12 protein-coding genes are annotated in these 12,453 nt (G+C 36.0%); 5 read left to right on the top strand and 7 right to left on the bottom strand.

Features of this window, described 5'->3' with window-relative positions; genetic code table 11:
• Positions 1–91 precede the first annotated feature (91 nt).
• Positions 92–586 (top strand): 2-C-methyl-D-erythritol 2,4-cyclodiphosphate synthase, encoded by a 495-nt coding sequence (gene ispF / locus B9T35_RS17525; RefSeq protein WP_086192494.1) that lies wholly within the window; start codon positions 92–94, stop codon positions 584–586.
• Positions 587–610: 24 nt separating this feature from the next.
• Here ispF and B9T35_RS17520 read toward each other — a convergent pair whose 3' ends face one another.
• The 6 genes from B9T35_RS17520 to B9T35_RS17490 all read right to left on the bottom strand — a co-directional run bounded on the left by B9T35_RS17520 (position 611) and on the right by B9T35_RS17490 (position 7,791).
• A complete protein-coding gene (locus tag B9T35_RS17520) occupies positions 611–1,135 on the bottom strand; it encodes a protein tyrosine phosphatase family protein (protein WP_086192493.1) in 525 nt (174 codons plus the stop codon).
• A gap of 59 nt (positions 1,136–1,194) precedes the next feature.
• Complete coding sequence (locus B9T35_RS17515) at positions 1,195–2,286, bottom strand: 3-deoxy-7-phosphoheptulonate synthase (RefSeq protein ID WP_086192492.1); 1,092 nt, start codon at positions 2,284–2,286, stop codon at positions 1,195–1,197.
• 127 nt (positions 2,287–2,413) lie between these two features.
• Positions 2,414–3,292 (bottom strand): sulfite exporter TauE/SafE family protein, encoded by an 879-nt coding sequence (locus tag B9T35_RS17510; protein ID WP_086192491.1) that lies wholly within the window; start codon positions 3,290–3,292, stop codon positions 2,414–2,416.
• A 439-nt stretch (positions 3,293–3,731) separates the two neighbouring features.
• Entirely contained in the window at positions 3,732–5,294 is a 1,563-nt protein-coding gene (locus B9T35_RS17500) for a PepSY-associated TM helix domain-containing protein (RefSeq protein WP_086192489.1), read from the bottom strand.
• Positions 5,295–5,299: 5 nt separating this feature from the next.
• Positions 5,300–5,578 (bottom strand): hypothetical protein, encoded by a 279-nt coding sequence (locus tag B9T35_RS18750; protein ID WP_416202462.1) that lies wholly within the window; start codon positions 5,576–5,578, stop codon positions 5,300–5,302.
• A gap of 68 nt (positions 5,579–5,646) precedes the next feature.
• Positions 5,647–7,791 (bottom strand): TonB-dependent siderophore receptor, encoded by a 2,145-nt coding sequence (locus B9T35_RS17490; protein WP_086192487.1) that lies wholly within the window; start codon positions 7,789–7,791, stop codon positions 5,647–5,649.
• A gap of 402 nt (positions 7,792–8,193) precedes the next feature.
• Between B9T35_RS17490 and lpxB the strand changes: the two genes are divergently transcribed.
• Positions 8,194–9,366 (top strand): lipid-A-disaccharide synthase, encoded by a 1,173-nt coding sequence (gene lpxB / locus B9T35_RS17485; RefSeq protein ID WP_086192520.1) that lies wholly within the window; start codon positions 8,194–8,196, stop codon positions 9,364–9,366.
• A gap of 48 nt (positions 9,367–9,414) precedes the next feature.
• On the opposite strand, the gene B9T35_RS17480 is transcribed toward lpxB, so the two are convergent.
• A complete protein-coding gene (locus B9T35_RS17480; protein WP_086192486.1) occupies positions 9,415–10,287 on the bottom strand; it encodes a DUF2797 domain-containing protein in 873 nt (290 codons plus the stop codon).
• A gap of 32 nt (positions 10,288–10,319) precedes the next feature.
• On the opposite strand from B9T35_RS17480, the gene B9T35_RS17475 reads away from it, so the two are divergent.
• From B9T35_RS17475 to B9T35_RS17465, 3 genes are all read left to right on the top strand, one after another.
• Entirely contained in the window at positions 10,320–10,790 is a 471-nt protein-coding gene (locus tag B9T35_RS17475; protein WP_086192485.1) for a DUF6231 family protein, read from the top strand.
• A 125-nt stretch (positions 10,791–10,915) separates the two neighbouring features.
• On the top strand, positions 10,916–11,512 hold the full coding sequence (locus tag B9T35_RS17470; protein WP_086192484.1) for a YidB family protein: 597 nt from the start codon (positions 10,916–10,918) through the stop codon (positions 11,510–11,512).
• A gap of 138 nt (positions 11,513–11,650) precedes the next feature.
• Complete coding sequence (locus tag B9T35_RS17465; protein WP_086192483.1) at positions 11,651–11,926, top strand: hypothetical protein; 276 nt, start codon at positions 11,651–11,653, stop codon at positions 11,924–11,926.
• Positions 11,927–12,453: the final 527 nt, after the last annotated feature.

Below are 12,453 nucleotides of genomic sequence, written 5' to 3'. Positions count from 1 at the left end.
TACTTTCACAATGTTTGCATGCCTACTATAGCGAAATAGAAAGTATGAATACAACATTTTCAAATTTAAAAACTGCATAAAGGAGCTTTAAATGATCGCTCAAATCCGTATTGGACAGGGAATGGATGTACATGCCTTCGAAGAAGGTGATTTTGTGACTTTGGCAGGGGTTAAAATTCCACATTCACATGGCTTAAAAGCACATTCTGATGGTGATGTTGTGTTACATGCATTATGTGATGCTTTATTGGGTGCTTTGGCTTTAGGGGATATTGGTCAGCATTTCCCAGACACAGATCCTGATTTTAAAGGTGCTGACAGCCGTGAATTACTTAAACACGTTTATCAACTGATTTTAGATCGTGGCTATGCTTTAAATAATGCAGATATTACAGTCGCTTGTGAACGTCCAAAATTAGCAAAACACAATTTGGAAATGCGTCAAAGTATTGCAGATGTTTTAGATGTAGATGTAACCCAAATTAGTGTAAAAGCAACAACGACAGAAAAATTAGGTTTTACAGGGCGTCAGGAAGGCATTCTGTCGATGGCAACTGTTTTAATTGCACATCGACCAAGCAAATAAAGTCTAGTATACAGATAATCCTGATTACGAAAATTGATCCGCATTCATTAAAGAATGTTGTAATTCTAAGGTCGATTTACGGCCTTGTAATTGCAATGAGACGGCATGGATTAAACCTGTCCATGTCTCATTTGGTTCCCAAATTTGGTGCATAAGGTCTTGGGCTGTTGGCATATCAATATTCATAAAATATTGGCGATATAAATACATTAGGCAACTGACACGTTTATTGCCTGCACAATGTACCCAAACCATTTTACCTGCAACCAAGTGTTCAATCAGATCAAGTACAAATAAGCATTGATCATCCGCAGGTGTATCCCAAAGAATCGGGATTTGAACATAGTTCAGACCTAATTCAGCACAAATTTTATCTTCATGTGCTAAATGTGGTTCAGCATCGGTAAAGGCTAAGTTAATGACCGTATCGACACCATACTCTTTAATTTGTTTTAATTGTTCTGCCGAAGGTTGTCCTGAACTAAAAAGATGCTCATGAACAAACTGAAAGTTTGGAATGTGTGTTAATTCAGTTTCAATATCATTCATAGTACTTATCAACCTTTAAAACAAAAACGCCATCACAAAGGATGGCGTTCGTTATTCACTTATCGTTTTGGTAAAACTTCTTTTAAAGCGGCATCCATTTCTAGCAATGCTTTTTCAGTCGTTTCCCAATCGATACAGCCATCAGTCACTGATTTACCATATTCTAAATCAGCAAGGTTCTCAGGGATATCCTGACGCCCACCTTTGATGTGACTTTCAACCATAATACCTACAATAGACTTATTACCGTCTAGAATTTGTTCTGTAATATTTTTAAGAACAAGAGGTTGTAAGTACGGGTCTTTATTTGAATTGGCATGACTGGTATCAATCATAATCTTATTGCTTACTTTTGCTTTAGCCAAAGCATTTTCAGCATCTGCAACAGAACCTGCATCATAATTTGGTTTACCATTACCACCACGTAATACAACATGTGCGTATGGATTACCTTTGGTACGAATTACAGAAACTTGACCTTCGTTATTTAAACCAAGGAAGCTGTGACCATGTTTAACAGATTGCATAGCATTGGTTGCAACGGTTAAACCACCATCTGTACCATTTTTAAAACCAACAGGGGATGAAAGACCCGAAGACATTTCACGATGTGTTTGGCTTTCTGTGGTACGTGCACCAATCGCAGACCAAGAAATTAAATCTTGATAATACTGTGGTGAGTTTGGATCAAGTGCTTCAGTCGCACATGGCAAACCTTTTTGGTTCAATTCAAGCAAAAGTTTACGACCAAGACGAAGACCTTTTTCAATGTTGAAAGAGTCATTCATATCAGGGTCATTTACTAAACCTTTCCAACCCACAGTTGTACGTGGTTTCTCAAAATAAACACGCATGATGATATAAAGCGTATCTTTGACTTTTTCACTTAAAACTTTTAAGCGATCTGCATAATCATGAGCAGCTACGGTATCATGAATAGAACACGGTCCAATCACAACAAAAAGACGTTTATCATGACCATCTAAAATATTGCGGACTGTTTCACGACCATGAAGTACCGTTTGATAGGCTGCATCATTAAGTGGAAGCTCAGCTTTAAGTTCAGCTGGAGTTACAAGTGTTTGAATGCTTTGTACATTCACGTCATCAATGTCTGATTGAGTAATAGGATTTGACTTTAGTGTATTCATTGCCGTCACTGGTATTAGATGATACAAAGTATTTTTAGTGGCTTGAATATAACACGTTTTGATCAATAATTTGCTATATAAAACACCACTAAACGGGTTAAATTCGCTTATTTAAAGCCGAATTTACTTATATATTGCTCGATTTTTCAGTAACAATAAGCATGGCTATATGAGGTTTTTCAACAGGTTTTGATTTTATAGGGTTCACCATAAAATTGATTCCTAGCGCAAAAAGTGTAATACCCAGCACTTTACGGATAAGTTTTTCTGGCATACGTGAACTAATTAATGTACCAATAATAATTGCAGGAATAGATCCAACCAATAACCATCCCAATAAATGAAAATCAACATTACCTGAAGACATATGTGCAAAACCTGCCACAGATGTCAGCAATACTGCATGTACAACATCTGAACCAATAATACGAATCATTGGTAAATTAGGGAACATGAGAATTAATGCCATGACACCAAATGCGCCTGCACCTACAGAAGATAGAGTAACGAATACACCTAAAATAATGCCCATAATCACAACATAAGTGCGTTTACCATCAATATTGAATTTTTCATCTTCATCATTATTTTTCTTTTCAGCGCGAAATTTATCAAAGAATTTTTCAATTTGCGCGCGGAACATAATAGATAAGCCCGTCAAAGTGAGCATGAAGCCAAGTACCATGGTCAATACGGCTTTATAACTGCTTGAGCTGCTTAAATAGTTTTCCAGTACCCAATGGGTAATAAAGGATGCAGGAAGGCTTCCAAGTGCAAGCCATAAAACAATCGGCCAGACGATATTAAGTTTTTTAGCATGGACCATTGAACCGCAAAATTTTGAAATAGCGGCATATAAAAGGTCTGTACCAATCGCGATGTGAGGCTCAATTCGAAATAGGCTAATGAGGATAGGGGTCATGAGTGAACCACCGCCTACACCTGTAATACCTACACAGAAACCGACTAAAACGCCCGCTAAAATAAATTCGACTGGACCAAACATGATTATTGCCAAATATCAAAAAACAGGCATATCTTATGACTTTTTCGTATAAGTAGTTGTCTTGATTATTGATTTGCTTATGCAAAAAAAAGCTAAAGTCATAGGTGCATCATCAGCGATCACTTTCGTTTTTTCTAAAGACACTATTTGACTTTTTGAGGTACTTTTAAATCATTTATATAGATGATCAACATGAAAATAATAGGGGTAGCAAAAATCCAAAAGCTTATAAATCCAATCGAAAAACCGAAGTGCTGTATGCATCCCAATCCTGAAAGGCAGAGTAGTACATAGGCAACACACCGCGTTGTTTTGGCATGCTTTGCAAAATAAGCCCAGCGTCCTTGTAAGGTCTTTCTTATTTGTCTTTCACTACATAAATATAAACCTGACATTGCAATGACAATAACTAGAAAGCTGATGAATAAAATAAAGAAACTCATACTTCACCTTCGAATTCTTGCGCATTTAAGTCTTGACGTTTCTTTTTGAGTTTTTGCATGGCTTTTATTCGAATAGGGTGGATTTTCTGATGAATAAATATTGCCATGAGCATAAATAAAAGAATAAAAATATCAATGCTTAAAAAAGTCCATGATGCTGTCAAACTTTTCACATGCTGTATTTGAATAAAATAAAAGCAATCTAATGCAATCAGTCCGAAGGATAATAAAATAAATAGTTTCAGTTGTGACTTCCATAAAATGTGTTTTGGTGTGAGTAAAGCCACAATAAAGCTGAATAGCCAGACTGTAAAAAATGTATGAATTTCACTAAAGGTGCTATGTGAAATTAGATTAAGGCGATTGCAATAAAAATATGCCAGTATTGCAATGGGTAAACCAATAAAGGTCGCAATATTTAACCGATTAACTAGATAGTGGCCCAAATGGAAGTTTTGATTTTTAGTCTGTAATTGGCGTTTTAAGCTCCACAATAAAAGTCCTGATGCAATCATTACACAACCAAGAATCCCTGAAAAAAATAGGGCTAAACGTAATAAAGGAGAGGCAAATGTTGCCATGTGTAAGCCGTAGACACCTTGGTTTAAGGTTGCGATTGCACTCTGGTTTCTATTATTTTCTGTGATTTCACCTGTAATTGCATTTAGGCTAATTTTAGCTTGGTTTCGAGTAATAGAGTGATCTTTGAGTTCGGTAAATGTAATCTGTGCATGTGTAGTATTGGGGTTTTTAACATCGATATTGCTGTATTCCGTTTCTCCCCACTGTTGTTTTACGATGTTCTGTAGTTTTTGCATGGGTAAGATTTTTGCAGGACTATTTTCAGGTGGTTTTGAAATGACTTTTGAATTGATCTCCTCAAAATATTGAAAACTATTTTCAGGATAAAGTTTCTGCATTCCCCAAGGTAAATATAGGTAAAAGAAGATTGCAAGCCCTGTGAAAGTGACCGTGAGGAAAAAAGGTAAGGCAATGACTGAGCTGACATTATGAAAATCAAGGTAGGAACGTTGTCCTTTAAAAGCTCTTAAGGTGAAGAAATCAGTGAGTATTTTTTTATGCGTAATTATGCCTGAAACCAATGCAATTAACATGATAAACGCAGCTAAAGAAACAATCAGACGTCCAACTAAATAGGGAATGCCAAACAGTTGGAAGTGAAAATTATAGAAAAAATCACCACCTTGGGTATTACTAAGAGTAATTTCTTCCGCAGTAGTTGGGTTTAATGTTTTATTGCCATAGCTACCATCTATTTTTTGCCAATACATTTGATTAACTGGGCTTTTGCTATCTGCAACATCAATAAACCAACTTTTTGCATCACCCGCATGTTGTTCTAAATATTGATAGGCCGTATCAATAGCAACACTTTGATTGACTTGAATTGTACTCAGTTGTGGTTGCATCCATAAGTTAATGTCATGACGATAGTAGGACATAGAACCCATTAAAAAGATGGCAAAAAGCAACCAACCAAAAATGAGACCAGTCCATGAGTGTAACCATGCCATAGATTGACGAATAGATTTTTGCATATACTTCAACCAAATAACTGAGAAAAACTAAAAAACAAAAGGAAAATACATAAACTTATTTGACTTAATTTTTTTAAAGAGTGGATACAAAAACTAAAAATCACAAAGCCTAAAAAAACTAAAATTGAAATAAATGCAGCCAGATAAATAGATTCAGCTTTGGGTAGTTGTAAATTGAATAGGTGGGTCAGGCAGATCAAAAAATATGCAGTACACAAGTAGCCCATCACAAAAGCGAGTAAAAATCGATAACTCACCAATAGCCGTTGCTGAATAATTGACATTGTTTCAATTTGAAGCATAGGATTTAAAACTCCAAAAATCTGCCTAAGTTACCAACCTAGGCAGATTTTTAATATTTAAATTGCACAGCAACACTATAGTTGGCTGATGGGCCGTAATAGGCTTGACCATCAGGGAAACTATATAAATACTTTTTATCTGTGATGTTATTTGCATTGGCTTGAATAGAAAGATGCTTATTCAATTCATAGCTAGTCATTAGGTTGACTAATGTATAAGCATCTTGAGTGATAGTGCTGTCTACTGATGAGTCGTAACGCTTAGTTGCATCTTGCCATTGCAGTGCTGCACCGACTTTTAGTTTTGGTATCGCTGGAATATTATATGTAGTTAAAAGATTAAGGGTCTGGTTCGGATTATACGTCCGCGCTTCACCACCATTTTTCAAGTCTTTTAAACTAAATTGCGTGTAACCAAATGAAAGGTGAAGATGATCGGTTAATTGTCCAGCCAGTCCTACTTCAATACCTTGAGAGCGGAGATCGCTAACCTCAGTTTTATGATTGAGTGGATTGCCATCTGATGGACGAAGCGGGTAATTACTTTGTTCTGTTCTAAATACAGCGAAAGTTCCAGTCAATTTATCATCTAACCATGAGCTTTTCATGCCCATTTCATAACTTTCACCCTCAACTGGTTTTAATGCTTTATTCGTACCCATTTCAACCCCAGTTTGTGGGCGGAAAATTGAGGTATAGCTTAAATAACCTGTATATTCAGGGGTGAAATTATAGGTGATACCTGCATACGGGGAAACTTTACTTTCATCATAAGCAACAGATGAGCCGTAGCTTATTCCGTCATTTTTAGCTTGAACGTAATTTGCCCCAAGTAGTAGTTTAAGATCATCATTGAGGTGTAATCGCGTCGCAGCATAGAAGGAGTTGATCTTTTGAGTGTAGTCTGCTGCATCACTATATCCAGACCAAGTTACAGATTGAGGCGTCCAACTTGCCCAATTGGTTGTACTGGAATTGATAACAGAAGTGTCATTGATCGTACCAGACATTTCGTGGTCTTGTTGTTTGCTTTGAATATAACTATATCCAATCGTTGCTTCATGATCTTGCCCAAATAAAGCATACGAGCCTTGTAGATTTAAGTCTGCAAAATGTCTTTCTTGATTTTCCTTACCACCCCAAGGCGTAAGTGATACACCAGAGCCATCTTGGTTTGGATAACCATAATAATAGAGTAGTTTACTGTTGTGATCGATATTTGAATAATTATAGCTCAGTTTAGCTGTCCATTTTTCACTGAGCTGTTGTTTTAACTCAGCAAAAGCATTTTGAGTTTTATTGTCCCAATGTGCCCAATCTGGGTTCGGATTGTAATCACGGTTATAAGAAAGTTGTTGACCATCAGCACCTAAGAGAGGTAAAGCCCCCCAATTGTTTGCATTGGGCTTATTTTGTTCTTCGCTATAACCAACAGTTAGTAGTGTGTTGTCGCTCAGATCTGCTTCAATAATTCCAGAAAGACCATTTTTTTCAGAAGAATAACGATCTAAATAAGAATCTCCAGTTTGTTCATAACCCATCAAACGACCACGAATTCGACCATTTTGTGTGAATGCACCAGACACATCGGCCTCATAACGTTGGGTATCCCAAGAACCATAGCTCATACCTGCGGATGCTTGAAATTCTTGAGTTGGTCGTTTGCGAATATAATCGATTGTTGCACTTGGATCACCAAAGGCATTTGTCAGAGCATCTGCACCTTTGATCACTTCAATGCGATCATAAAAAAATGTATCAGGATTGGTATTGTTATAATTATAGTCACCCGATGGAAAACCGACACCATCTGTCAGGAGATTTGAAATTTCAAAACCTCGCGCCATATAGCTTGAGCGTTCAGTTTCTTGGCTGCTGACTGTTACACCAGGTGTATTTCTTAAAACATCACGAGAATTGTTGAGAGCAAAGTCATTCATTTGCTGCCGAGTCACCACATTCACAGTCTGAGGCGTTTCTTTAATATCTAAATTTAGTTTAGCTGCACCAGTCGATTTTTTAACAATATACGCTTTGGACTTTTCAGAATTGATCTGGGTGTCATCTGCTGTAGCCTGTAATTGCAGAGGAGCTAAATGCTGAATATCTTCAGCAAAAACGTGCTGAAAATTGAGTAGAGCAAGGCTGAGAAGCGAGAGTTTGAAGTACGGTTGGGAGAAGTATGTTTTAGACATTAAATTCAAATAAAAATGATTATCATTAATATTATTGTTTATTTATATTGATATTGACAATTGAAATTATGAATAAAATGATTGAGAAGAAAAGAATAATTAGATTAATTTAACTTTTTATCAAACTGTTTAGGCGTTTTTAGAAAAATTTGTGTATTAAGTTGGATATGTTTAAGTATGGATTGTGAAATTAGATTAATCCATAAAGCCAATGCATCCAAAAAATTATAGCATTGCTTACAAGTTTTTAATTTGTCTCTGCTCAAGAGTGGTAAAAGTTTTATGTAAGGCGTCTATATAATAGAAACAGTTACTTTTCGCTTCCATAGAATAAAAAATCGATCCAGATTCAAGATAAAATGGACTATGCTAAGATGCTTGTTATTAAAAGGGGTGCAAGTCTTGTTGAATCGAAAGCTAAAAATTGGAATAGTCGTTGGAGAAGTTTCAGGTGACACACTTGGAGCAAAGCTGATCCGAAGTTTTCGTGAACAAGGAATTGAGGCGGAGTTTGAAGGAATTGGTGGTCCTCAAATGATTGCAGAAGGCTTCAATAGTTATTACCCAATGGATATTCTTTCAGTGATGGGTATAGTTGAAGTCTTAAAAGATATTAAAAAATTATTTGCAGTACGTGATGGTTTAGTTGAAACATGGACTAAAAATCCAGTGGATATTTTTATTGGTATTGATGCGCCTGATTTTAATTTACGCTTATCTAAAAGTATAAAACAGCATAATTTACCCATAAAAACGGTGCAATATGTCAGCCCATCTGTTTGGGCATGGCGTCAGGGTCGGGTACACGGGATTAAAGCATCAATTGATTTGGTTTTATGTTTATTTCCTTTTGAAAAAGCATTTTATCAACAGTTTGATGTGCCTGCTGCATTTGTCGGTCATCCATTAGCCAGCCAATTGCCTCTGCAAAATTCAATTTTAGATGCAAAGCAAGAACTCGGTTTAGATCTTAGTCAAAAACATATTGCACTTTTGCCTGGTAGCCGCCGTGGTGAAATTGAACGACTTGGACCATTGGTCTTAAGTGCAGCAGAAATTATTCATAAAAAATATCCTGAATATGAATTTTTAATTCCTGCAATTAATGATGCGCGAAAATCACAAATTCAAGAACTATTAAAGCAATATCCTGAGAGTTTGGTCTCTAAAGTTCGTTTGATGGAAAATTTGGATGCAGAATCTAAAATTGGTCGTCAAGTCATGAATGCTTCTAATATTGTGGCTTTGGCATCTGGAACGGCAACATTGGAAGCAATGCTTTTACACAGACCAATGGTGACGTTTTATAAGTTGAATTGGCTGACGTATATTATTGTTAAGCTGATGGTGAAAATTCAGTACTATTCTTTACCGAATATTGTTGCAGGTAAGAAAGTCATTCAGGAGCTGATTCAATCAGATGCAACGCCTGAAAACTTAGCAGCTGAAATCGAAAAGTTAATGAATGTTGAAACTGCTCAAATTCAAGTCATGCAACTCATTACTATGCATAAAAAATTATTGGCGGGGAATAGTGAAGATCCTGTACAAGCGATTATGGGCTTGATCAGCTAAAATAAAAAAGCGACTGAATTCAGTCGCTTTTTTATGGAGGTTATTGTGTTATTCAGCCCGAATTTTTAATTCATAACCTGTATATTTACGAATATTGATGACACCTGTATCCATAATTAAATATTGACCTTTAATTCCTTGTAATTTGCCTCGAATAATTGGAGTTTTATCCAAGTTATGCGATTTAATCTTTTCAGGATATTCATCTACAGGATAAATAAATTCACGTGGTAATTCATCTTCTAATATTTCAACGGTCTCATTGAAATCTAAGCTCATACTAAATTCGTCACGAATCAAATCAATTTGCGATTCAAATTCAATCAGTAATTCATCACGAGCTTGTAGTAAATTAACAGGTTCAGCTTCGCCTTTTAAAAGTTTACGCCAATCAGTTTTGTCTGCGACTTGTGTACCAAACATGACTTCAAGTTGACCAGATAGACGACGAGAACCAACTTTCATAATCGGTAAAGCTTGGGTTGCGCCTTGGTCTAACCAACGTGTAGGCATTTGTCCTAAACGAGTAATACCGACTTTTAAGGCGCTAGAATTGGCCAAATAAACAATATGTGGTTGAAAGCAAACTTCTTGCGCAAAACTTTCTTCACGGCATGTACCTAAATGGTAGTGACAAGTTTCAGGCTTCATAATACACATATCACAAGACGCTTTAGTCTTCATGCATTTAAAGCAATGTCCTTGTGAATACGATTTCGGTGTTTTTGAACCACACGAGACACAATAGATATTACCTGTCGCTTCAAGTTCAATTTCTTGACCCAAGTGAAACGGAAGATCAATTTCTGAACGATCTAAGATAAATTTATATTCAACATTTGCTTTGTGAGTTTGTTGATCAGTTACACTAATGTCGATAAGACCTGCATGCATTTTATGGCAAATGCCTTGTAGTTCCATGTTTAATTACTCACTCAAATAAAGGTGCAGTTATGGCTGAATACAATGTCATCACTTCTATGCTAGACGATTTATCAGCAGAACAGCCGATTACAACTGCATTGTGTATTGGGCAAAACCTAGCGCAATACAATACTCATCATACAATTCAATGGGACTATTTTAACTTAACTGAATTTTTAAGTCTGCCTTTTACCCAACGTTATGATTTGGGATTTGTGCTTTTAGATACTGAAACATTACTTGATGTTACGGATCAGCAAAAATCACAACTTTTAGTCAAGTTACGTGATTTGATGGCAAAACGTATTGTTGTGACGTGTAAATTAGATGATGAGCGACTTTTACGCTCTTTAGGATTTACTCAGCTTATTGATAGAAAGTCACATGAACATAATTTTGCGTTATGGCAATTTAATATTTTGACTTATAAACATGTGCCAGATTGGTTTAACTCAAAATTTTGGGCAAATCCTGAAAACTGGAATAAATTTCGTTGGTAATTGTTTGAATTATTAATGGAAATGTTGAATTAATCTCTTTCAAAAAGTAACAAATCGTATTTTATTTTCTATAAAAAGCTCAGTATGCTGTCAAAGAGTCAAATAATTTAGAAAAGGGATAACTCATGACAGATTTAAGCAGTATTGTGGAAATTTTGGCTAAACAGGCACTTGGTGGACAACAACAATCACAACAAGGTGGCTTGGGTGGTATTTTAGGTTCAGTACTCGGTGGTCTAGGTGGTGGACAACAACAAGGTGGATTGGGCGGAATGCTTGGTTCAGTTTTAGGTGGTCTTGGCGGGCAACAGCAACAAGCACCTCAGGCAGGCGGACAAGCAAGTGGATTTAATGCATCATCATTATTAATTGCCGTTGTACCTTTAGTTTTGGGTTGGATTCAACAGAATGGTGGTCTGCAGGGGGCTTTGGCAAAATTGCAAGGCGCAGGTTTGGGTGGTCAGGTACAAAGTTGGGTAGATCCAAGCCAAGGCAATAGTGAAGTCGCTACACAGCAAATCCAAGGTTTGTTTAATTCACAAGATGTAGAGCAAGTTGCACAGCAAGCTCAAGTCCCAACTCAAGAAGTATATGGTGCGATTTCTTCGGTGCTTCCGCAGATTATTAATTCATTAACACCACAAGGTGATGCAACAGATCACAATGAAGCCAATGGTGATATTCAGAATGTCATGAATATGGTTTCAGGTTTTTTGAAGTAAAATTAATGGGAAATTTAAAGCCAGTGTCAACTGGCTTTTTTCATTTTTGCCTGAGAATTAAAGAAATAAGAATGAGATGAAATTTACCCAAAAAATACGTTTAAGCGTTATCAGGCTGCAAGTGATTTTAGAGAAAGCTTGTGTGAGGTTTATTTAGATGGCATCTCAACAAATATTCATATTCATGGGCAAGTCCTAGAAAAAGCTGTGCATATATATGGCAATTGCTATCTAGTTTTTACAACCGATGGTGTAATTTTTGAAGAAAGTTTAAATATTTATCTTATAGAGGTAGGCAAAGGGGTATTGGATAAGTTGTGGATAGGAAGACCATACGATACTGATACTTTTACAGGTTACAAAATAGTTGATGAGCAAACTTTAATTTTCTTTATATTCGTGATTGGAGGTTAATGATTTATGCTCAACCGAGACTAAGGCTGGCGTTTTTATCTGGGTTATTCTTTTTTCAAGACTTTAGATTAAGGCATTATTTAACACTTAGACTGATACCTGCATTAAATGAGTAAAAACATTTATTTTATTATGCATCAGCTTTATAAGAATTTCATGAGATGTGCAATTATCGATTGTTTATGTGCTTTTAAAATTATTTACGAAATTTTAAATGGATAGGATGACTGTCTCAGCTTGTTTTGAGATTTAAATTAATAAAATTGTAGAAATATTAAAAAATATGAGTAACGATTGTTCGAAAACCTCAATTTTGAGTAATTATTAAGCTGTTGTTTGAGATAAATGAAAATAGTCTAAAAAGGGGGTTGTGTAGGATTAGGAATGCTGTAGAATGCACATCCATCGGCGGTGGTGTTAAATAAAACTTCTGATAAATCAGTAGCTTGATTGAGATGTTAAGATTTCGAATTGGAATTTTAAAGATTGGTTAAGGAATGATTTATTGAGAGAATTAAATAACAAAA

The organism is Acinetobacter sp. ANC 3832, assembly GCF_002135415.1.
Lineage (GTDB): Bacteria > Pseudomonadota > Gammaproteobacteria > Pseudomonadales > Moraxellaceae > Acinetobacter.
Note: the sequence above shows the minus strand (reverse complement) of the source record. Positions and strands in the feature narration are given on the sequence as shown.